This is a genomic window from Neochlamydia sp. AcF95 (assembly GCF_018342455.1).
Lineage (GTDB): Bacteria > Chlamydiota > Chlamydiia > Chlamydiales > Parachlamydiaceae > Neochlamydia.
Map to the genome: position 1 here is coordinate 1 of NZ_JAEMUC010000072.1, position 23,515 is coordinate 23,515.

The 23,515-nt window shown below is 37.2% G+C and carries 16 protein-coding genes and 2 pseudogenes; 14 read left to right on the forward strand and 4 right to left on the reverse strand.

All coding sequences use genetic code 11. The features are described from left to right. Positions 1-478 precede the first annotated feature (478 nt). Entirely contained in the window at positions 479-1,579 is a 1,101-nt protein-coding gene (gene ychF, locus NEOC95_RS08535) for a redox-regulated ATPase YchF (protein WP_213152503.1), read from the forward strand. 12 nt (positions 1,580-1,591) lie between these two features. Continuing rightward, positions 1,592-2,734: a THUMP domain-containing protein gene (locus NEOC95_RS08540; protein ID WP_213152504.1), complete on the forward strand. Its 1,143-nt coding sequence runs from the start codon at positions 1,592-1,594 to the stop codon at positions 2,732-2,734. A gap of 252 nt (positions 2,735-2,986) precedes the next feature. Here the strand turns inward: NEOC95_RS08540 and lon are convergent, their stop codons facing one another. Continuing rightward, a complete protein-coding gene (gene lon, locus NEOC95_RS08545) occupies positions 2,987-5,449 on the reverse strand; it encodes an endopeptidase La (RefSeq protein WP_502710283.1) in 2,463 nt (820 codons plus the stop codon). A 415-nt stretch (positions 5,450-5,864) separates the two neighbouring features. Here lon and NEOC95_RS08550 point away from each other — a divergent pair, with 415 nt between their 5' ends. The 5 genes from NEOC95_RS08550 (at position 5,865) to NEOC95_RS08570 (ending at position 13,138) form a co-directional block, all read left to right on the forward strand. Then, on the forward strand, positions 5,865-7,019 hold the full coding sequence (locus tag NEOC95_RS08550; RefSeq protein WP_166155383.1) for a deoxyguanosinetriphosphate triphosphohydrolase family protein: 1,155 nt from the start codon (positions 5,865-5,867) through the stop codon (positions 7,017-7,019). After that, a complete protein-coding gene (gene tsaB, locus NEOC95_RS08555; protein WP_213152506.1) occupies positions 7,007-7,693 on the forward strand; it encodes a tRNA (adenosine(37)-N6)-threonylcarbamoyltransferase complex dimerization subunit type 1 TsaB in 687 nt (228 codons plus the stop codon). The genes NEOC95_RS08550 and tsaB overlap by 13 nt, the downstream gene beginning before the upstream one ends. A 98-nt stretch (positions 7,694-7,791) precedes the next feature. Further along, entirely contained in the window at positions 7,792-7,971 is a 180-nt protein-coding gene (rpsU, locus tag NEOC95_RS08560) for a 30S ribosomal protein S21 (RefSeq protein ID WP_039384980.1), read from the forward strand. Between the two features lie 179 nt (positions 7,972-8,150). Continuing rightward, positions 8,151-9,305, forward strand: coding sequence for a molecular chaperone DnaJ (gene dnaJ / locus NEOC95_RS08565; RefSeq protein ID WP_213152551.1), 1,155 nt, complete (start codon positions 8,151-8,153; stop codon positions 9,303-9,305). Between the two features lie 1,091 nt (positions 9,306-10,396). Continuing rightward, complete coding sequence (locus tag NEOC95_RS08570; protein WP_213152507.1) at positions 10,397-13,138, forward strand: tetratricopeptide repeat protein; 2,742 nt, start codon at positions 10,397-10,399, stop codon at positions 13,136-13,138. A gap of 356 nt (positions 13,139-13,494) precedes the next feature. Here the strand turns inward: NEOC95_RS08570 and NEOC95_RS09630 are convergent. Together NEOC95_RS09630 and NEOC95_RS08585 are read right to left on the reverse strand one after the other, a co-directional pair. Beyond that, positions 13,495-14,270, reverse strand: a pseudogene (locus tag NEOC95_RS09630) (IS5 family transposase). Between the two features lie 295 nt (positions 14,271-14,565). Further along, complete coding sequence (locus NEOC95_RS08585; RefSeq protein ID WP_213152509.1) at positions 14,566-14,796, reverse strand: hypothetical protein; 231 nt, start codon at positions 14,794-14,796, stop codon at positions 14,566-14,568. A gap of 613 nt (positions 14,797-15,409) precedes the next feature. Here NEOC95_RS08585 and NEOC95_RS08590 point away from each other — a divergent pair. Then, positions 15,410-16,264, forward strand: coding sequence for a bifunctional methionine sulfoxide reductase B/A protein (locus NEOC95_RS08590; RefSeq protein WP_213152510.1), 855 nt, complete (start codon positions 15,410-15,412; stop codon positions 16,262-16,264). Positions 16,265-16,351: 87 nt separating this feature from the next. Here the strand turns inward: NEOC95_RS08590 and NEOC95_RS08595 are convergent, their stop codons facing one another. Then, positions 16,352-17,794 carry an anion permease gene (locus NEOC95_RS08595; RefSeq protein WP_213152511.1) on the reverse strand — a complete coding sequence of 481 codons (1,443 nt, stop codon included), beginning with the start codon at positions 17,792-17,794 and terminating at the stop codon, positions 16,352-16,354. A 141-nt stretch (positions 17,795-17,935) separates the two neighbouring features. On the opposite strand from NEOC95_RS08595, the gene NEOC95_RS08600 reads away from it, so the two are divergent. The 6 genes and pseudogenes from NEOC95_RS08600 (at position 17,936) to NEOC95_RS08625 (ending at position 23,434) form a co-directional block, all read left to right on the forward strand. Continuing rightward, positions 17,936-18,247 (forward strand): hypothetical protein, encoded by a 312-nt coding sequence (locus NEOC95_RS08600; RefSeq protein WP_166155618.1) that lies wholly within the window; start codon positions 17,936-17,938, stop codon positions 18,245-18,247. A 455-nt stretch (positions 18,248-18,702) separates the two neighbouring features. Beyond that, positions 18,703-19,677: a tRNA dihydrouridine synthase gene (locus NEOC95_RS08605; RefSeq protein ID WP_213152512.1), complete on the forward strand. Its 975-nt coding sequence runs from the start codon at positions 18,703-18,705 to the stop codon at positions 19,675-19,677. 253 nt (positions 19,678-19,930) lie between these two features. Continuing rightward, entirely contained in the window at positions 19,931-20,299 is a 369-nt protein-coding gene (locus NEOC95_RS08610; protein WP_213152513.1) for an F-box-like domain-containing protein, read from the forward strand. Between the two features lie 85 nt (positions 20,300-20,384). After that, on the forward strand, positions 20,385-21,545 hold the full coding sequence (locus NEOC95_RS08615) for a DUF294 nucleotidyltransferase-like domain-containing protein (RefSeq protein ID WP_213152514.1): 1,161 nt from the start codon (positions 20,385-20,387) through the stop codon (positions 21,543-21,545). Positions 21,546-21,610: 65 nt separating this feature from the next. Beyond that, a pseudogene (locus tag NEOC95_RS09900) lies at positions 21,611-21,772 on the forward strand (tetratricopeptide repeat protein); the annotation flags it as partial. A gap of 15 nt (positions 21,773-21,787) precedes the next feature. Continuing rightward, positions 21,788-23,434, forward strand: coding sequence for a tetratricopeptide repeat protein (locus tag NEOC95_RS08625; RefSeq protein ID WP_213152515.1), 1,647 nt, complete (start codon positions 21,788-21,790; stop codon positions 23,432-23,434). Positions 23,435-23,515: the final 81 nt, after the last annotated feature.

The following is a 23,515-nucleotide window of genomic DNA, read 5'->3' on the forward strand; positions in this document are numbered from 1 at the left end:
ATTCAGCATCATCCGCCACTTCAATCCCTTTAACTCCTTCGGTAATATCTAATAAATCTTTAATGGATTCTAATAGACCGGGATGCTCCTTTAAGCGATTAAATACTTTATTAACTTCTTCTTCGTTAAGCATATGCAACCTCCTTTTGCTACACTTTCAGTATGTATTAATCCTTCCTTATCTTGCCAACACTTTTAATTACACCCTCTGTTAAGGAGAAAAATTTTATTAGGAAATAAAAAGGAGGAATATCCTTTTCAAGGATTGGCAAGTTTTTCGATCAAGAACAATCATTTTATAAATATCCTCTTTAAATAGCTAAAAATTAAGCTTACCCTCTAATTTTTCTATGAGCAGTCAGCAGAAAAAACACCCTTATCCCATCTCCTTCTCATTCTAAAGCCGCTCATTATTCTCTATTGTTTTTTTTACTATTTCCTCCTATACTTTTGCCACCAATTACTATGAGGTATCTATATGGCAGCCGGCCGACTTTCTTGCGGCATTGTAGGCCTCCCAAATGTGGGAAAATCTACTTTATTTAATGCTCTAACATCCAATCAAGCACCTGCATCTAATTATCCTTTTTGTACTATCGATCCGAATGTTGGAGTGGTAGAAGTACCAGATGCAAGGCTACATGTTTTATCTGAGATCTCCCATAGCAATAAAATCATTTATGCGACTATGGAGTTTGTCGATATTGCTGGGCTAGTGGCGGGTGCTTCCCAAGGCGAAGGCTTAGGGAACAAATTTTTGGCAAATATTCGAGAAACAGATGCTATCGTTCATGTAGTGCGTTGTTTTGATTCTTCCGATATCGTGCATGTATCAGGGCAAACAGATCCTATCAGAGATATCGAAGTGATTAACCTTGAGCTGTGCTTAGCAGATCTGCAGATGATTGAAAATGCTATACCTCGCGTTGAAAAGCAGCTTAAAGGAAAAAAAGAGCTAGCCTTAACCTTGGCGGTCCTTAATCGTGTGCAAGAGCACTTAAATGCCAACAAGCCGGTAAGAATGTTAGAATTTACACCCGAAGAGCGGGAAGTTCTTCAGCTTTATCCCTTATTGACCATGAAAAAAGTCATTTATGCTGCTAATGTTTCGGAAAACGATCTTCCCGACATGGAAAATTCTTATGTAAAGCGCGTGCGTGACTATGCGGCTGCAGAGGGTAATGTTGTAATTTCTATTTGTGCTCGTATAGAAGAGGAGATTGCCCAGCTTAATTTAAGCGAACGTGAACAATTTTTAGACAGCTTAGGATTGCAAGAATCGGGGCTTCAGCGCTTAATTAGAGCTTCCTATGAGATGTTAGGGCTTATTAGTTATATCACCACCGGGGAAATTGAAACGCGCGCTTGGACTATCAATAGAGGTACCTCGGCGGCAGAAGCTGCTGGTAAGATCCACTCAGACATCCAAAAGGGATTTATTCGTGCCGAAGTCGTTTCTTATGAAGATATGGTTGCTTATAAAGGCCGTGTAGCCGCACGTGAAGCTGGAAAAGCTCGCTCTGAGGGACGAGAATATGTGGTAAAAGACGGCGATGTTATTTTATTTATGCATAATTAAGCAGGTTTTATTGTGTTAGAAAATCCTAATCATCTATTTGTGACTTGTGGACAAGGCTTAGAATCTTTATTAATCCAAGAATTAGCGGAATTAGGCTTTCAACAGGTACGAGAAGGATTCCGAGGGGTTTATGTCTTGGATAAAAGTTTCCCCGCTATTTTTCGCCTTAATTATTGCTCTCGTATAGCAGGAAGGGTTTTACTTCCGCTTGCTCAGTTTCCCTGCTATGATCAAAAAGGCTTGTACAAAGGGGGAAGCAGTATTGATTGGCTAAAATACTTACCTTCAGGAAAAAATTTTGCCATAGATGCTAATGTTTCCCATCGTCAGCTAAAGAATAGCTTATTCGCAGCGCAGGTTCTTAAAGATGCTATTTGTGATCAAATACGGGCAAAGACCGGCAATCGCCCAAGTGTAAATGTTAAAAATCCTGATGTGCAATTAAATTTATTTATTCATGATAATCAAGCGACTATTAGCGTAGATACTTCTGGAACTCCCTTGCATAAACGAGGTTATCGGCAAGAGTCGGCAGAAGCCCCTTTGCAGGAATCTTTAGCTGCAGCCTTGCTACGCCTAGCTGATTATCAACCTCATGAAATTTTACTAGATCCTTGTTGCGGGGGAGGAACGTTATTAATAGAAGCTGCATTAATCGCTTCGCGCACCGCGCCTGGCTATTTGCGTCAAAAGTGGGGATTTATGCTCTTACCTCATTTTTCTTTTGAAGAATGGTTGAAAGTAAAAACGGAAATAGATGCTTTACGGCAAGCGATCCCCAAAAATCATTTATTTGGGATAGATATCAATAAAAATGTAGCGCGTATCTGCCAGGGTAACTTGCGGGCTGCAGGGTTTTTAAAGGATGTCTTAGTCAAGCAAGCCGACTTTAGAGAGTTTAGTCCTTCAATCTTGCCTACCATGATTTTAACAAACCCTCCTCATGGAAAAAGATTAGACAGTGTAGATACGCTTATTCCACTATACAGAGCGCTGGGAGACTTTATGAAGCATAAAGTTTCTAAACCTGCGCGAGGATTTGTTTTTACGGCTAATACACCTTTGGTTAAAGAAATTGGATTATCAGCGAGTCGTCGCCATGTTATTACTAATAGTAGCGTCGATAGTCGCTTGCTTGAATTTGATCTTTATTAATAAAAGCTTGCCTAAACAAAAGACAAAGTTTTTCTATACTCTATTACCCGCATGCTTTTTTTAGTTTAAATTACTGATTGCTAAATGCTTGTAAAAGTTAATCCTTAAATTTAGATTTTATAAATTACTCATACCGAAAGGCTTATAAAAAAATGCGGGAATATAGGCTATTAATATTTTCTTAGATATTTAAATAGTTTATATGCATGCATTCCCGCAAAGTCAGCTATTACGGAGAACTTTTTTAAATTTCTATTTTTCCAGCTTAACTTCTAGAGCTTGCCCAAGATCAGGAAAGGCAATATGAAAGACTTCATCATAATGTTGAACGAAATGGATGTCTATTCCCTTTTTGATGTACTCAGGAAGTTCCTCGTAGTCTCTTAAATTATCTTTAGGAAAGATAAGAGTTTTTAGACCCGAGCGTCTAGCTGCCACTAGCTTTTCTTTTACTCCCCCTATAGGCAAAATGCGGCCGGTTAAAGTTAGCTCTCCTGTCATTCCTAAATTGTTAAGCACAGGGGTATTGGTTAACAAAGATAATAAGGCTGTAACCATGGTGATGCCCGCCGATGGGCCATCTTTAGGAGTAGCACCTTCAGGGATATGAATATGAACTTGCGCTTTTTCAAAAAAACTATAGCTGGGGGCATATTTGTTTAAGGCGCTATGTAAATAGCTCCAGGCAATCTCAGAAGATTCTTTCATGACCTGGCCCGCTTGGCCCGTTAGCTTCATCTCCGTTTTTTCCGCGGCTACTTTAATTGCTTCAATGTAGAGGGTGGCTCCACCCATTGAAGTCCATGCTAAGCCTGTGCTAACCCCGATAGGATTATGTTCATAAAAACGATCTGAGGTAAATATAGGCTTACCAAGATATTCATGTAAACTCGTGGGAGTAACACGATAAGAAGGAGTTGAAACTTGGGTAGGCTTTTGCTTGTTATTTTTACGAGGTTTTTCTACAGCTATGGATGCTTCTCGAACAATGTGTAGAGCAACCTTACGCATGATCTTTTTAATATTATTTTCAAGGCTTCTTACTCCAGCCTCACGCGCATAACCATTGATAATGGCTCTTAAACCTTCAGTCGTAAAGGCGATATCTTTAGCTTTTAATCCCATTAATTTACGGTTGCGAGGAAGTAAATACTTTTTGGCAATCTCTATTTTTTCCTGCATGATATAGCCGGAAAGGCGCAAAATATCCATGCGGTCTTTAAGAGGTTCGGGGATTGTGTCTAAAACATTTGCAGTCACAATGAAGAGAATATTAGATAAATCACAGTGAACATCTAAGTAATGATCCAAAAATTCACGATTTTGTTCGGGGTCGAGAACTTCTAACAATGCCGATGCTGGATCTCCATGATAGCTACTTCCCATCTTATCCACTTCATCGAGCATGATCACGGGATTCATGGTCTGACAAAACTTGAGTGCTTGAATTAATTTTCCTGGCATCGCTCCAATATAGGTGCGGCGATGTCCTTTAATTTCTGCTTCATCTCTCATACCGCCTACAGAGAAGCGATAAAATTTTCTATTTAAAGCACGAGCTATACTTTTACCGATGCTGGTTTTGCCGACTCCGGGAGGGCCTACTAAGCACAATATACTGCCTTTTACTCCTCCAACAAGCTTGCCTACTCCTATAAATTCCAGGATGCGCTGCTTAATATCTTCTAGGCCATAATGATCGTGTGCAAGGATCTTTTCAGCTTTCATAATATCCTGGCACTCTTCACTTTGAATGCCCCAAGGTAAATTGGTCAACCAATCTAGATATCCTCGGCATACAGCGTATTCAGCAGATTGCGTCTCTAGTACAGAGAGCTTTTCCATTTCATCTTTTATAACTTTTAATACATCCGCGGGTATTTTACGTTCTCTGATACGCCCTTCAAATTTTTCTCTGTCAAGAGCTTTGTCGTCTTTTTCAATCCCCAATTCTTTTTTTATGGTTTTTAGCTGCTCTCGCAGAAAAAAATCTTTCTGGCTTTTAGAGATGGTGGATTCAATCTTTTGATTGATATTATTTTGTAACACACTTAAGTCTAATTCTTTTTTAAGCAATAAAAGAGCTCGATCAATGCGTTTTTGGATGTCAAACGTTTCTAATACTTCTTGCAGCTCTTCTCGGGAAGCGGTCGTTAAAGCTACAGCAAAATCTGCAAGTTTCCCTGGCTCGGTAAAATCAGAATGACCAAGAAAAATTTGTAATTCTTCTTTAAAAAGAGGGTTTAATTTGAGTAATTCTTTAATGGTAGAAATAATGCTAATAGCATAGGCTTTAAGCTCAGCGGTAAGCGTAGGGCTATCTTCAAAATAAGAAACTTTGGCTTTTAAAACTTTAGAGTTAGAAAGAGGACGTAAAACACGCAGTCGCCTTTCCATGTTAAGTATAACTTGTGCGCCTCCTTGCTCTAAAGGAATAATTCGCAACAGACGAGCGATAACCCCCACTTGATAAAGATCTTCAAAGCTAGCTTTATAGATATCAACATCTTCTTGCCTGGTTAAAATCAAACCGATGGACTTATGATCAGTTTTAGCCACTATTTTTAAAGTTTCAAAGAAAGGTCCAGGTTCAATAACTATAGGAGCTGCCATCCCAGGAAAGAAAGGTCTTTTCAAAAGAGGAAATATACATAGCTCATTCGGAAAGGAGTTTCTCTTCTCTGTTTTTTGTTGATTTTCAAGGGTCTTGATCACAGCATTTTCCAGCTGCTGAGTAAAAGAACTATCTTCAATATCTTCTAGATTCAAACTTGGCCTCTTACCATTTAAATTATATGAGTGATAATATTATGGAGGATAAAGAATAAACATTCAATTAAGAAAGCGCTTTTTCCTTAAGGCAGCAGAGATCCTGCCAAAGGTGTTCTTATTAAAGTTTTATTAGATAAACTTTATTCTAAGCTAGTCTATTAAGAATAACAAGAAAGTTAATTTTCTAAAAAAATATTTAATCATTAATAGGGGGTCAGTTAGGCTGTTTTTGAATACCATCGAAAAAACTTTTTTCTATCCACTATTATTCTTGGTTTATCACTCAAACGACTTGTTTTATAAATTATTTTTCACTAAGATTTACTATGAGGAATTTTAAAAGAATGAGTGTAAATACATGACCATCCCTTTTAGTGAAACTCTTTCCTTTTATCGTCATGCATTAATGAAACAGGAAAAAGCTTATTTGCATCCTTTAGCCGCCCGTACATCGGAACATAGTCGGCAGGCTGGTAATGAGGAAGATTATCGTTTACCCTATAAACGCGATGTAGATAAAATCATTCACTCTAGAGCGTATGCTCGCTATAATGATAAAACTCAGGTCGTATACTTAGTCGATAATGATCACATTACCCATCGTGGCTTACATGTACAATTTGTTAGTAGCTTTGCTAGGGGAATAGCAGAAATTTTACGCCTGAATCTTGATCTAGTAGAGGCTATCTCTTTAGGTCATGATGTGGGACATCCTCCTTTTGGTCACGAAGGTGAGGAGTATTTATCCGAACTCTCAAAGATGTTTGAAAATGGAGCGTTCGCCCATCCTTTGCAATCATGTCGGCTTTTTACTGACATAGAGCCTCTTAATCTTGGACTTGCTGTCTATGATGGTTTCCTTTGTCACGATGGCGCCATGCACAGCTCTATCATCCATCCTTGTTTTAATAAAACATGGGAAGATCACTTGAATGATAAAAAGCAGAAAGCAAGGGAACCGGAGTCTAACATAATTCCAGGAACCTTAGAGGGATGCTTAGTGAAGCTATGTGATACCATGAGTTACATAGGCAAAGATATTGAAGATGCTATTCGTTTAGGAATCATATCTAAAGAGCAGGTGCCCAAAACATTTCTAGGTACTACAAATCAAGAAATTCTGGCTACTCTTGCTAAAGAAATTATTAGAATAAGTTATGAGCAAGCTTACATAGGTATTTCTATGGAAGCTTTTGAAGCCCTAAAGTTTTTACGCGATTTTAATTTTACCCATATCTATGTTCATCCTCAACTTAAAGTGGAATCTAGCAAGATCAAGCGAGCGTATCGTCTTTTATTTGAATTATTACTAGAAGATCTTAATCATTTACACGAAGAAAGTTATCTGTGGAAAAATTATACCTTTAATAAAAATGAAGATTACAAAAATTCTACTTCTTTAGTGCAAATGGTGGTTGATTATATTTCTGGAATGACCGACAGCTTTTTTATACGTACCTTAGAAAAACTCACCCTTCCCCATAGGATTGACTTAAGAGAATGTTTTCATTAGTAATTGATACCAGTAGTGAGCGCGGTTGCGCAGCCTTCTTTGATGGGATAGAAGTAATTTTTCAAGGCAATTTTCCCTTTGGATTTAATACTTCTCAATCCCTTTTGCCCGAAATTGAACGGGGCTTGCAACATTTAGGAAGAAAAGCGGCAGACTTAAGCTATGTAGCAGTAGGAATTGGTCCGGGTTCTTATACGGGTATAAGGGTAGGGGTGGTGGTTGCTAAAGCAGTCGCTTTTTCCCTAAGAAAGCCATTGGTTACTTTTTGTAGTTTGGAAGGATTTCTCCCTTCTCAGGAAGGCTCGTATGCTGTACTTTTTGATGCAAAGATAGGGGGCGTGTATGTACTAAAAGGCCATGCTAGCCGAGGAGCTTATAAGCAGGAGGGAAAAGTACGACTTCTTCCCTTAAGCGCAGTGGGTGTATATCTACAAAATGTAAGCTATTTACTTACCCCTAATAGTCGCATACTAAAACAAAAGATAGAAAATATCTATCCTAACCAGCAGTGGATATGGGAAGAAAAAGGCCCTGATGCGCTTTATTTAAGTCGTTTATCGGAAGATAAATGGAGAAGGGGAGAGATCATGCAAAAAGAGCCTCTTGAAATTTTATATTTGCGTAAAACCCAAGCGGAAATAGAGAAAGAATTGCAAAAGAGTATTCAGTATTGATAAATTACCCATCGATTGTGTATGATGCTTCTATCATTAGAAAACTGGCAAAATTGTTGCCGTGATTACTAAACTTATAAAATTAGGAATTTAGCGAAATGTCATTAGTAAAAGTCCGTATTGGCGAACCCATCGATAAGGCCCTTCGCGCCTTGAAAAAAAGATTAGATAAAGAAGGTGTAATGAAATCTGTTAAAGCCCATCGCTTTTATGCTAAACCATCGGTTAAAAAGCGTGCAAAATCCAAGGCTGCTTTAAAATACAAAAGACAGCGCTAGAACCAGATAGGCTTGTTTAAGTAACAAGCTGATGATTTAATATAAGTTCCCAAAGGGTGTTCACATTTATTATTACAATAAATACCTCTACCCTTTAGGCTAAATTTTTTGAATTCCACCGAGTGGTTATGTTTTTTCAGTTAAAAGACATACACTCTCAAGACATCTATGTGAGCATTATGGCTGACTATTACGAAACATTGGAAATTCCACGAACTGCCACAGCAGACGAAATTAAAAAGGCTTATCGAAAAAAAGCCATCAAATACCATCCTGACAAAAATCCCGGCAATGCTGAAGCTGAAAAACGCTTTAAAGAAATTTCAGAAGCCTATGAAGTATTGAGCAATGATAAAAAACGCCAAACTTACGATCGGTATGGTAAAGAAGGCTTAGGAGCAACGGCAGGAGCTGCTGGAGGAGGATTTTCAGGATTCTCTTCAGTCGATGAAGCTTTACGGACTTTTATGGGTGCTTTTGGTGGAATGGGTGGGGAGTCTATATTTGAAAGTTATTTTGGTGGAAATGACTTTGGGGGAGGCTCAGCTCAAATGCGCCGCCAAGGAGCTAGCAAACGTGCCAATATCACTATTTCCTTTCTAGAAGCAGCTAAGGGTGTTGATAAGGAATTAGCCATCAATAACTATGTGACTTGTAAAACTTGCCACGGTAAAGGTACCCCCTCGTCTAAGGGCAAGAAAAAGTGTCCGCGTTGCCATGGCGCCGGACAAGTATATGAGCAGAAAGGCTTTTTTAGCATGTCTATGGCTTGTCCTCAATGCCATGGAGAAGGGGAAATTATCACTGAGCCCTGTAAAGATTGTCGAGGAGAGGGTTTAATTAAAGAAAAGCAGCATGTTAAAATTCATATACCAGCAGGTGTGGATAGTGGCATGCGCCTTAAGATGAGCGGTTATGGAGATGCAGGGCATGGTGGTGGGCCAGCAGGAGATCTGTATGTCTTTATTAACGTCGAGCCGCATGAAATTTTTGAACGTGAAGGGAATGATGTGTTGCTAGATCTACCGATTAGCTTTACAGAAGCTGCTTTAGGATGTAAAAAAGATGTACCCGGTCTCTATGGCCATACCTGTCGTATTACTATCCCAGAAGGTACCCAAAATGGGAAAGTATTCCGCCTAAGGAATGAAGGCTTTCCCGGTGTGCATGGACAAGGAAAAGGAGATTTGCTAGTTAAAATATTTGTGGAAACACCTACACAGCTTTCCGAAAAGCAAATAAAATTGCTGAAAGAGTTTTCTACCTTGCAAGGTCCCGCCAATTTACCTAAAAGTAAATCCTTTTTGGATAAGATAAAAAGCATTTTTAAATAAAAATTTCTTATCAATCTCTTATTCATCGAAAGGTAAAGTACGGTTCGGGAAATGGAAGGTTAAGTATTTATTTTTTTAATAAATACTAAAGTTTGTTTATCTATGCTAGAGTTGTTATCTACTCTCCTTTGTCTTAGCCAAGATTAATCCTTCTTTTTTTAACTTTACAAGTTATTTCAAATCTTTATCAAATAGATGAATCTTGCATGTGTCGGTCTTTATATTATTTATCCTCCGCACACTCGAAGCTCTGCTTTTTAATTTACCTACATTGAGGGCTTTAGAGCGATGTTTCCTCTTTTTATAACCTTTTCCTCTCGATTGCAATTTACAAAATATTTTAAATCATTCTTAACAGATAGATGAATGGCCAATATATAGCCGTTTCATAACCTTAAGTTTTCGATCATTTAGCTGATATTTCAGATTATTTTAACACTTATTATTTAACTTTTTTTCTTGAAAGGAGTTTAATCTGTCTTTTATTTAAGGGAAAAGCAGTTAAAAGATAGAAAAACCTTCTCCTCGCTAGGTAATATGGGCAAAAATGGTAAAGATATAAGCTAGAACTCGCACTAGTTTATCCCTCTTGGTAAATCACTTCATTGAGGAAAAGTACTAAGGGGGGAACAGTAAGCGATCATAAGAGACAAATCCGCTTAAATTTTGATAATGAATAATATAAATAAAAAAATTATTAAATAAATATTATAGCTATTTGAAAATATTTTGGCTTTATAGGCCGGCAAAATCGCATTTGAAGCTTGTATGCCTCCTGGATTCTTATGTGAAGATGACTTTTTAGTATGCACACGAAAAAGTTTTACTTTATAGTTTATTCTTTATTTAAACCTCTTCCTTAAGCTCAGCTTAAGCACAAGGAAAAAAATTCGTGAAGCTTGATTAACTTGGATAAAAAATATTTAAGCTTATGGAGATCTTTTTGATAAGCTTTTGACTTATAATGCGGGATTAGCCAATATCCAAAGAGGCCTAGCTTAATCTATAAGCAAATTAAAATTTCAAGTCAGGCTAATCGCTTTCTAAACTGCTTTTAAACATGTTTTTTTACATAACTTAAGGTGAACAATATGTCAATTTCTTCTTCAAAATCATCTTTTCCTCTAAGTAGAGGGCTTTATTCTAAATTAAGAAGTCTTCCTTCTTTCCCTACAGATACTAAAGCTATCTCCTGCCCTCTCTTCTATTCCAGATCCATATCTACTGCCTTTCATAATCTTTATAAAAATCATTCCCCTATCTCCCTACTTAAAGGGCATAGGATAAATTACGTAACCTTGTCAGCAGTTTCTGAGAATCAAGGCCTGCGATCTTATTGGACTAAAAGAAAATATTTTTGCAGCCCCAAGTTCAAGGATAAGTTGCAACCAAGTGCTGTGAGGGTTTTCAAAGGGCAAAGAAGATTACATACAGAAATAAAAGAAAATGGCGGGAAGGAAGAGAGAATTAAAAATGTGCGAGAATATATCAGTCAAAAGCAGGAACATTTTAAAAATATGACCTCTTTTGAAAAACAACAGCTATTTATAAGGACTTCTTGCGGTGTTTTAGTATTATATGTCTTGCGTCCTTTAATTACCGACTACGTAAAAAGAGCATTCAAAAAAGAAACTGTGCATGTTGGACTTTCGGATGAAATTTTATCTCAGCAGGGAACCTGGATTCAAACAAAAAATTTGGATAAATTAGAAGAACTTTTTAAAGAACCAGAATCTAATAGACAAAAGGTAGCAATTGTAGGCATGGCTGGGTCAGGTAGAACAACTTTAGCTAAACGATATGCAGTACATTACGAAAAGAAAATGAAAGAACAACCTGATAGAATAAGAACTGTCTTCTTTGCTGACATGAGAGACGAAGACACATTTTTGCGTGCGTATAGAAAACTTGCAGAGGATTTAGGAGTTCATGTCCCGCTTGCAGCTCAAGAAGAAATCATTATCAAAAAAGTTAATAAAAAGCTTGCAAGAAGGCCTTATTGGCTTTTTGTAGTGGACAATGTTGATGCCAAAAGTTACGAAAAGTTGCAAAAGTTTTTTCCAAATAATAAAAAAGGAGAAATTTTACTTGTTGCAAAGGAAAAGTTAGAGGGGGCCGTATCTTTTGATATACAAGACAATACGCTTAGCATGGAGGAAGCTCTCCAGATTTTTAATCATAATCTTGGTAAAGATCATTGGGCTGTTGAGAAAGCGAATAACTCAAAACGCGAACTAGCGGATGAACTTTTCTACTTACCCTTGGCTATTAAGCAAGCAGCTATCTATTTAAAAGAGGCGCCACAAGATAATAGCTTTGATGCCTTAATAGAATTCTATATCAAAAGACTAAAAGAGAGGGCAGGAATAGACGAGAAATTTTCATTGCGTTCTATCAATCTTAATAATGCTATCATGGTCATAAAAGTTGTACATTCTTTAAGTGTAGAAAAATGCGAGCAAGAGCAAAGCGAGAGCAAAACCCTTCTTTCTATTATACCCTTTTTGAATCCTTACTTTATTGATCGATCGATTTTGCGGCTGTGGTTTTTTGATAAGCATGCCAATAACGCTAGTTTGTTTAACACCATACTGGATCTGTTGGAAAAATACTCTTTAATCGCTGTAGATGGAAAAAAGGGATGGGAAGTTCACCCATCTCTACAAGAGTTGCTAATTGAAAAAGCAGAAAAGCAAGGAATAAAGCCTTCAGAAACTTTAAAAGAGATTCTTATTTTTTTTAGAAACAATTTTAAATTAGATATGCGTTTTGCCGATGGATTAAATAAAACAAAAGCCATTGAAAATCAGCTAGAGACTCTTTTAAAACATGCAGAAAAATTTGATTTGCAAGAAGAGTTAAAGCCTTGTTTCGTTCACCTTTACAATGTTTTAGGTAATTATTATTTACAATCCAATAATTTCTTCGAGGCGCGGCAAGCTTTTAAGAAAAGCTTAGAGCTTGTGAAAGTTCAAATAGATCACACAACAGCTGAGCAAATCTGTGATAATTTAAAAGCGCATAAAGAACTTCCAGCTTTATGTGCTCAGGCTCTTCACTACTTAGGAAAAGTCTATTTTCATACGCAGGGGATAGATCAGGCAAAAAAATATTTTCAAAAAGCTATTGATATCCAGGAAGTAATAACAACTCGGCGAGATGTGTATGACAATCCCAATCCTTTTGACTTTATAGTTTTTCAACGCCAAGGCAAAGGTTGGGCTCTCTTAGAGGGCGATAAGGATGATTTGTTACAAGCGGAAAAATTATATCTTAATCTCTTTAAACAAAACCCTTGCATGCCTGCAGGGCAACGTGATCTGTTTAATGAAAGATATTGTAATATTCAATTGAGCAGAGTCTACTTAAAGTTAGCGCAGCAAGAAGCGGATAAAGAAAAAAAAGAGGAATATTATAATAAAGCACGCGAGAGACTTGAAGTAGGAGGAATTGAAAATGGCGTGCCTTTTCAAGGCGCCATCCAGATGATGCAGCAATATGTAAGATCGGGAGAAATTTGCCTGATGTTAGGAGAGTTATACTTAGATAAAGACTGTCCTTTTGGAGATCTTGGAAAAGCTCAAGACTATTTTGAAAAGGCTTCGCAACTATCAAAAACCGATCTTATGATTGGTGCAAAGTCCAAATACTACCTAGCCAGGCTTTATTTGGAAAAAGGCCTTTCCCATCAAGCTTTTAAGGCTATTAACGAGTCAATTCACTTATTTAACAAAGTAGGGGGGAAAGGATTAACTAAGATCCATCCTAAAGGCTTCTACGAAGCAGAGAAAATAAAAGAAGCTTTTAAAAATGATGCTCCATTAATCTTGTAGATCTTGAAGCTCTCGTACTTAAGCTATGAAGGAAGGAGTTTCTATTAGACAGTAGCTTTAGCTATTCCTATCTTTTATTGCAGAAGCATGAGAGCTAATTAGCCTTTAGGTTCAAATGCTAGCTAAAATGTTTATCATATGTAGCAAGAGGTACAAAAACGAAGGGCTCTTTATTAAAAATGTGCCAAAAGAAAAAGGGAGCTTATAAATTTTTAAGCTTCTAAAAAATTACACTCTTTTAGAGGATAAAGTGGATAGATAGGATAAGAGAGCTTTACCATTATAGTACTTAGCAAAACCCTTTAGCTTTTATAGGTTCAACCTTTAAATTCTTAAGAGACATTCTCTGAATTAATTTATTGCGCTATTCTTCTTACCATTAGACGTATCATGGCTAAGTAGAGGAACGCTTGGCTGGTGTTTGGCAAGGCCTCATAATCCTTACTTAATCTGCGGCATTTGCCAAACCAGGCAAATGTTCTTTCTACTATCCATCTTTTTGCTTGTAGATGAAATCCTTTTAGCTTAGATCTTTTAATGATTGTTAAATCAATGCCATGTAAAGCTGCTTCTAGTTTCATCTCTTCCCCGCTATATCCTGTATCGGCAAACATTTTTTTTGGCCATAAAGCTTTTCCTTGGAAATAATAAAATAGTGCTTTTAGCCCATCTCTGTCGCTACAAGCTGCGCTACTTACTACCACTGCTATTAACAGTCCTAAGTGATCCACCACTATGTGCCTTTTCCTACCTTTAATTTTCTTGCCGCCGTCGTATCCGCAGAGCCCTTTTTTTCAGTTGTTTTGACACTTTGACTATCAACTATAGCTGCGCTAGGTTCCGCTAACTTGCCTAAGCTTTGGCGAAGCGATCGCCTTAAATAAGTATTAATTTGCTCGAATAAATTACTCTGCTTCCATCTTAAAAATTGAGAGTAGACTGATTTCCAAGGAGGTAGATCATGCGGAAGATCTGTCCATTGGCAACCTGTCCTTAAAACATAAAAGATGGCATTAAGCATCTCTCGTCTAGCGTGCTTAGGTGGCTTGCCAGCTTTTTTCTTGCATATTATAGGTTCAAGCACTTGCCATTCTTGATTGTTTAAATCGCTAGGATAAGGTTTTCTTATCATATTAGGCTCCTGGTTAAACAGCCTATATTTTAAACGATTTTAATAATTCAGAGAATGTCTCTAAGATAAATGGTACTTTATTTAATAAATATTTTTAATATGCAAAAGCTTTTTTTGACGTTAAATTTGTTTCAACCTTTAGTGTGGCTATCAAAAATAAATAGATCAAGACTCTTAGTATAAAATTGTAAAGCTCCTTAAATAGGTAAATAGCCTTGAGAGGACCAAAAAATAAACAGCATTATAAAGAATTAGGAGTTCTCAATGAATAATACCTAGCATCTTAAAGGGTACCTTAAAGACCCATAGGACGTGGTAAAGGCTTATCTTCCTCTTCCTCACTATCCTTTTCATTTTTATCTTTTTTGCCTTCTCGATTTTTTTTAAAATCTTTTTTGGCTTTTTCTGCTCGCTCGGTAGCATTTATATCAAAAGGCTTGGGAGTAGAGGCAAAAGGATTATTACTAACGATAAGATTACCATCTTCATAAAGATCTCGAAAACTATTATTGATAGGAGCACCCATAATTTTCCCTCCTGATTAATTTTATTATATAATATTAAAATAATTAATATCAATATAGGTGCAAAAAAATTAAGGGACATAAGACCACCTAGCAGGAAATAGGGCTAGCCTTGGTAAAACATTTGGGTGGTTTATGTCTTGCTAGTGGATCGAAAACTTTCATTTATGCTGTTTTTTGCTTTAAATGCCTTTTGTTAATCCAGCTTTTCTAATTGCAAGGATCCCTTTGTCTATCAAAGTGCTTAAGGAAAAAGGTAGACGAGTGAAAAATGTAGTAAGCATCTTAAATAAAACCATAAGGATGAAGCGGGGTCTAACAGTTTAATGATAGAATGATTGTAAACTTAAATGGATGATGACTTGAGGCTTTTTGCTCTTAAATATTATAATGATCTCTTGCATAGATAGGAAAAAGGGAAGAATAACAAGAGAGGTTTTTTTTTGAGGAGAACTTAAATAGATAAGCAAATAGTAGTAAGAATTTTCCCCATATTTTTTGATTAATGCTGCATAAGGGAAGAAAGCTGTATAGATCTAACCTCACTCAGAAAAACACCTGAAATACTATTTAATTCTGTCTCTGAGCTATTAACATTCTTACATTAGGGTTTATATGGAAAGATATCATGCCTTAGATCCTTACGAGGAATCTATCATTTTAAAAAAAGGGACTGAAAAGCGTGGCACGGGTAAATACTACCACTTTGCTGAAGGAGGTATTTATCTATGCCGTTATTGTGATGCTCCTTTATATATGTCCTCCGATAAATTTCCTTCTCAATGCGGATGGCCTAGTTTTGATGATGAAATTAAGGGTGCTGTGGAGCGCAAGCTCGACGCAGATGGGGAGCGTATAGAAATTCTTTGTCGACGCTGCAGCGGGCATCTAGGACATCTTTTTATTGGAGAAAGGCTGACAAGAAAGAATCAGCGCCATTGTGTAAATTCAACCTCGCTAACATTTAACCCTGCATTTACTCAAGAGGGCTATGCCAGAGCTATTTTTGCTGCCGGTTGTTTCTGGGGCGTTGAACATCTTTTTAAAAAAGTTGAAGGGGTAGTTAGCACTACCGTAGGTTATACAGGAGGCTCGACAGTACATCCAAACTATAAAGAGGTCTGTACGGGAATGAGTGGCCATGCAGAAAGCGTGGAAATTATATTTGACCCTGATATTGTAGATTATGAAACATTGGCTAAATTATTTTTCGAGATTCACGATCCCTCGCAGCACAACCGCCAGGGACCTGATAAGGGTGAACAATATCGCTCGGCAATCTTTTATCTCTCGGAAGCGCAAAAGAAGATAGCCGAAAATTTGGTGATAAAATTGGAAAAGAAGGGGATTAAAGTAGCTACCCGCCTTTTGCCAGCAAGTTTTTTTTATTCTGCCGAAGAATATCATCAAGATTACTATGACAAAGTCGGTAAAGAGCCTTATTGCCATGCGCGTGTCAAACGTTTTTAACTATGCCTTTTCTTGCAATTACCAATCACTATGCTTCCCGCCTTAACATCATAAGGAGGAAGCAAAGCAAGGTGAAGGTAAGTGTGCCTACCATAGGTGCAGAATTTTCCACCACAGACACCCTATGCCTATCCAGATAATCAAAAAGATAAAACTCATTACAAATCCCATTTTCCACCAAGTTTTAAGATTTACATATTCAGATCCAAATAAAATAGGTGCTGATCCCGTTCCATAATGGGTAAGGCAGGCGAACAAGCTGCTAGAAAAGGCAAGTGAAAGAGCTATAAGATAAGGGGGAATATGTAGATGAAGGCCGACAGTCAGAAAAGCCGCATACATAGAGCTAACATGAGCGGTATTGCTAGCAAAAAGATAATGACTATAAAAATAGGAAAGCACCAAAATGGGCCATGCCCAGTACCAGGAAGTGTTTGTCATCATGGCACGAAGGTGGCTGCTCATCCAACCAATTAATCCAAAGTTATTTAAATAAGTGGCTATCATCACTAGCGTAGAAAACCAAATCAGCGTATCCCAAGCCTCATGTTCTCTCTTAATATCTTCCCAAGTAAGTACACCTGTTAAAAGTAAAATGCATATTCCTAAGAAGGCCACTGTCGTACTATCTATGCTAAGATAGGCTTCTCCGCAAATCCATAAAACAATTAACAAGAAAAACACCACTAAAGTAATCCATTCATATTTTGACATAGGACCCATTTGCTGAAGATTCCTGATAGCTAAATCTTTAGCTTCAGGGGTTTCTTTAATTTCTGGAGGATATAATTTATGCACAAGATAGGGAATGGCAATTAAACTTAATACTCCTGGGAGGCTGGCGGCTAAGGCCCATTGGCCCCAGGTAATGGGGATATTATGGTTAAGCAGTACTGCTACGATGAGAGGATTTGCTGCCATGGCGGTAATAAACATGGTGCTAGTGATTAAATTGCAATAGTAGGCGGTAAGGATAAGATAGCTTCCTATGAGGCGTTGAGAATGGCGCTCAGGCGAGCTTCCAAAACTAACAGCTAACGCTCTAACGATAGGAAAAATGATGCCTCCCGCCCGTGCTGTATTACTAGGAATAGCAGGAGCCAAGATAAGTTCGGTAAAAGCTACCCCGTATCCTAACCCTAAAGTTTTTTTTCCTAAAAAAGCCACCAATAGGTAGGCTAAACGCATGCCCAGTTTTGTTTTAATAAAACTTTTGGAGATAAGGAAGGCAGCTACAACAAGCCAAATGATAGGATGGGAAAACCCGCTTAAAGCCTCCTTCAAAGTAAGTGTCTGAGTGACAATAAGAGTAGCCAGAGCTAAGAAAGAAATGGCTCCCATGGGCAGTGCTTTTCCTATTAATCCTACAATCAGAGCGGAAAAAATGGCTAACAGTTGCCAAGCTTTAGGCTCAACTCCTACAGGCGAGGGAGCAAATCTTATACATGCACCCACTGTGCAAGCAATAAGAAGAGGTAGAAAATTGGCACCTTTAAAAACTACTTTGCTAGAGTGCTGAGGATGTGACATAAGATGTCTCCAAAAATATTTATAAGGAACCTATATTACTAGGAGAAGGAATTTCTTTTAAGATGAAAATCTTGCTTGCGTAGATGAAGCCGATACTGTCATAATGTTATTCTACCCCTTAACCCAAAAGGATTAAAAATTATGATTACAGATATAGAATCTTTAAATTTGTTGGATTTAGACCAATTTTCAGCTGATTTAGAAGAACTCAAGCAGGAGATAATTACTGAAGAAGCTGGAGAAGATGAGGATGATGTTATCCTAGAGGTCATTAAAGTGATCCAGGAAGAAATCGTTAAACGTAAGAGTAATCCAGAGAAAAAAGATCTTGCTAGCAATGTAAAATTTTTGGCTTATATCAATTTATTTAATTCTTTATTCGGAGAAGCAGACTTTGAGGAATTAGATGAGGATGAATTAGAAGATATTGAAGAGGATGAAGAAGAAAAATAATTGATGAATAGAAGAGCGGCATCATGCCGTTCTTCAGCAAGCAAGATCTCTTTTTTACTCTTAAATTTTTTTCATTAGAGCACTAAACTTTGGGTTTAATTAAGGAGAAATATTCATAAAGTTTACGTGTTGGTAGGAATAAATCTTACCTGCTTTTCATAGCTAGGCATCTTTCTTGTAAATTCTCTAGAAATTTTACTACCAAATGTGCATTTTTAATCCCTACTTTTAATTCTAGGTAGCAGGTTTATTTGCCTGTGATTACGAGAATCTTTTTTATTGCTTTTGGCCTTGTTCCTTGAAAATTAGGTTGCAGTCACTCGTTTAATGCTTAGAAAAATTATTAAATATAAGAAAAAATCTTACTAACTATAGATAAATAAGCCTAACGCTTAAGCTTTGATATCTAAAAAATATAGACTCTGCAATTAAGCAAGCTAAAGGCATCAACCATCATGCATTTACTTTCGAAAGACGCCTTTGGGTGTCCTTATCTTTTTCTTGCTCCCATGGAAGGAGTAGGAGACCGCTGCTTTCGTAAAGCAATGGCGACCATAGGGGGATTCGATGAGGGTGTTACTGAATTTATTCGGGTGCCGAGCAATGCTCATGCGCCAAGCTTAGCTAAAGTTTATGACTCTCATGAAATCTCTCCTATTCCTTTAGCAGCTCAATTGATGGGATCAGAACCTAACTTAATGGCAGAAATGGCGCTAGAGATAGCTCGCAGGGGAGCACCTCGCATAGATTTAAACTGTGGGTGCCCTTCTAATAAAGTGACAGGCAGAGGTGCAGGTTCAAGTCTACTAAAAGAACCTCGGCATCTTTATGAAGTTGCAAGGGCTTTAGTAAAAGCTGTAAAGGTTCCCGTGACGGTTAAAATGCGTTCAGGATATGAAGACACTTCTCTTTTTAAAGAAAATTTACTTGCCGCACAAGAAAGTGGGGCGTGTTTTATTACTTTACATCCTCGCACTAAAGTAGAGGGATATGGACCTCCTGCGCGGTGGGATTTGATTGCAGAAGCGAAATCTATTTTGAAAATTCCCGTAGTGGGTAATGGAGATATTTTGTGTGTAGAAGATGCTGTGCGCATGTTGAAAGCAACCCACTGTGATGCCCTCATGGTGGGGCGAGGAAGCGTAATTAACCCATTTATCTTTCATCAAATACGTGCTTATTTTTCAGGGAAGGCTTTTATACCCACATGGGATTCTTTAGATACTTATCTCAGAACTTACTTATCGGAAATACCTTTAACAAGCCCCGTTCGCAATAAAATTAATAAGATGAAGCAATTACTAAGTTTTCTATACAAAGCCAACCCGCAGCTATCAAGCTATCGCCAACACATGTTAACTTCGCAATTTAACCATTTAGATGCTTTTATGGAGGATGCAATGCATCATCTTAAAAATTTTTATATATAATTTTTTTTTCATGTTCTCTAAAAATCCCATGAAAATTTTTATTTTCTGGTTAGTCCCAAGCTCTAGCTTATTCAATGAAAGGCATAATGTTTTATAAATTCTAAAAATTTATAGAATACAAGAATAAATTTTTTTTCTTTTAATTAATTTTTAGCCCATTAAGCTCTCAAGAGCTGGAAATTTTGTATTCCTATTTGCAAGTTTCGTGTTATACCAGGATGCACCTTCAAAATTAGCTAAAAAGGATAAATTTATGAGTTCAGAAATTTCTCTTGGATACCCTTATATTTTTCCTACATTTGAACAGATAGAAGATAAAGCACCTAATCATAAAAGAACGCGTTCAATCTATGCGGAAATTGCCTTAAAGATATTCAAAGAATTAGAACTACTAGATTTGTGCCAAGCCAAGTTAGTATGTAAAGAATGGAAACAGCAAATTAAAGGCAGTTTCTTAGATGAGGAAGAAGCTTACACGCAAGCTTTAAAACGCGCTATTCAAAAGGAAGAACTTATAAAAGTAGCTTCTTTTATAGAAAAATTAGGCAAAAAGAACGTCAGAGACATTTCTTCAAGCTGCGGGTCTTTACAATTACGCTTTACAACTATTTTCAGAAGATAGACAGGAAATAATTAAAAAAAAGCTTTTTAAGGTTCAAAGCCTACTTACTGAACTATGCAATGGAAAACCTATAAGCCTTGAGCAAATGAGGAAGCAATTTGAAGCTAATCGCCAAGTATTAAAAAAGCTTAGAGAGGAAATAGAGAAAAAAATTCAAGCTCTTGGCTCAAATCCCTCATCTGAGGAAGTAAGAGATCTTTACAAGGAAATTACTCAAGGGATGAAAGATTTCTTTAAAATTCTGGTCGAACAGAGTATTGATACTTTAGGAGCTGCTCCCTGCGAATATGCTATGATAGGCTTTGGTTCCCTGGCTAGAGAAGAAATGACTCCTTATTCCGATTTAGAATTTGGTATTCTTATCCAGGGGGATAGTGAAGACAATAGAGAGTACTTTAAGCGCCTGACCAATCTAATTCACCTGAGGGTTATTAACTTAGGAGAGACGATTCTTCCTGCTTTAAATATTCCCTGTATAATAAAGGCTGGCTTTTTTGATAGTGTCACCCCTAGAGGTTTTGCTTTTGATGGTGAAGGAGCGAAAGGAAAAGGTTGTAAAACTCCCTTTGGCAATCGTCAAACATTTAAGCTTATTCAAGCTCCCGAGAAGATGGCTCAATATATTGCGCAGGATGAGCAGGGTAAATGGTGGCATGACAAAGAGCCTCATCTTCCCATGGAGCTTCTGAACTTTACCCATCTGTTAGGTAATTCCGAATTAACTGCTCAATATAAGCAAAAAATTCAAGAAAAGCTCAATACGCCTTACCAACAATGCCGTAATCTTCGTCAATACTTAGCTAAGGTTCATTTAGTTAAAGAGGATATGGCATCTTTTGACCCAGGTATGGGTCATTTAGAAAAACAAGGTATGCTTTTTAAGGTTAAAAATGATTTGTATCGATTTCCTCATCTAGCCATGGACCGACTAGCTCTTCTTAAAAAAATAGTAGCCTCTGATACTTTCGGTAGGATCGAACAGCTATACAAGCAAGGGATTATAACGGATAGCGCAGCTGAAAAGTTAAAGGATTGGATGAGTACAGCGCTATTTATGCGCCTTAAGACCTATTCCCACTATGAAGCGCAAAAAGAGATGATGAATCCGCTGATTATACCTTTTGGCTTTGATGATCCAGACCTTATTAAAAAGCAGTTTGCTTTAGAATCTCATGCATTAGAAGACCTAAAAAAAAAATTTATCGCATTTTCATTCCTTTTTATCAAGCTATCGACGAATATTTAGCTGGTAGGAAAGAAAGGCTTAAATCTTCCACATTAGATGATAACTCATCTCAGACCCAAGGAAACATAGCTTTAAGGTTTTTTCAGCATAAGGAAGCCTTAGAGTGGTATAATAAAGCAGTACAAGAAGATTCGGAAAATCCTCAAATACTAAATGCTTTAGGAGCCCTTTATCATGAGCAAGGCAATTTAGAAAAGGCGGCTGCATACATTAGCCAAGCAATCGAAATTAATCATGATTGCTTGAATAAAAATTGTCTTAACTTAATGGATTATTATTGTCAAAATGCAAATCTAGTAAGAAGTTATTATAGCTTAGCATCAATCAACAAAAACAAAGGTAATTTAAAGAAAGCTGAGGAGAATGCCAGGCAGGGAATTAAAATTTCCCGTGAGTTGTTGGGAAAGAATCATTGGAGCCTAGCAGACGGTTACAATATTTTAGGAGCAATTTACCAACAAAAAGGAAATTTAGATAAAGCAGTGAAGTATGCTAAGAAAGTGCTAACAATTGAACTTGAGTGTTTTGGTGAGAATCACCCACGATTGGCAAGGGATTATACTAATCTGGGAATGGCCTACCAAGAACAAGGAAATTTGGAAGAAGCTACTCACTTAATCAAAAAGGCGTTAGAAATAGATATCAAGCTGTATGGAGAAAATCACTCACAAGTAGCAATCGAATACGAAAATTTAGGAATGATCTGCCATGAACAAAAAGATTTTGAGACAGCAATCAAGCTAGTGAAAAAAGCTTTAGAAATTAACTTTAAGCTATATGGAGAAATTCATCCGTCTGTGGCAATGAATTATAATAATCTAGGAAAGATTTATCAGGAGCAAGGAATCTTAGGACAAGCAGCTGAGCACTACATGAAGGCTCTTGTGCTCCATCGCAGGCTACATGGAGAAGATCATTGTAACGTAGCAGTAGGTTACAATAACCTAGCAACACTCTACAAAGAACAAGGACACTTAAATCAAGCTGTTGATTATGCTAAACAAGCCCTCGAAATTGATAAAAAAATTTCAGGGGAAAATCATCCAAACGTTGAAAGAGATTACTATCATTTGGGCCTCTATTTTGAATTACAGAAGAATTTAGTACAAGCAGCTGAATACATTGGAAATGGCCTTGAGGTCCACTACAATCTACATGGTGAATTTCAACATAGTGCAAGAACTAATTACAACCAGCTAGTAAAAATCTATGAAAAGTTAATAAAAATCTATAAAGATAAAGAATCTCTAGAAATGGCCGCTACATATGCTGAAAAAGACCTTAAAATTAAACTTAGGTTTTATGGGGAGAAGCATCGTGAAATTGCTGTTTCATACACTAATTTAGCTCAGATTCTCCAAGATCAAGGGCTTTTAGAGCAGGCAGCTAAGTATACCAAAAAGGCTTGTGAGATTAATGAGAAGGTGCTGGGTGAAAGCTATGATGCGACTGCAGCAACATGCTATGGTAACCTGGGAACGATATATAGAGAGTTAGGAAAGTTAAAACTAGCAGCAGAGTATGCAAAGAAAGCGCTTGAAATTGACCTTACTATATTTGGTGAAACTCATGAAGCTGTAGCCATCGATTACAATAACCTAGGAACGATCTACCAACAGCAAGGAAACTTTCAGCTAGCGGCAGAGTGTGCAGAGAAAGTGCTTAGAATTGATCTCGAGATAGATGGCGAAAATCATCCAAATGTGATAAGTAATTACAATAATCTCTGTGCGATCTACCACAAGCAAGGAAACTTAAAACTAGCAGCAGAGTATGCAAAGAAAGCACTACGTAGTAGTATTGTGACATATGGTATCCACCACCCTACAACCATTGAAATTAATAACGTACTCAAAGCTCTTAAATTGCTTGTTCGAGATGTCGTATGAAAGTAAGCTGATTCTCTTAAAATGGCTTGATAGCACAAGGAAAAGGCAAGTGGTTGAGCTAATTTAAAAATGAGATTTTAG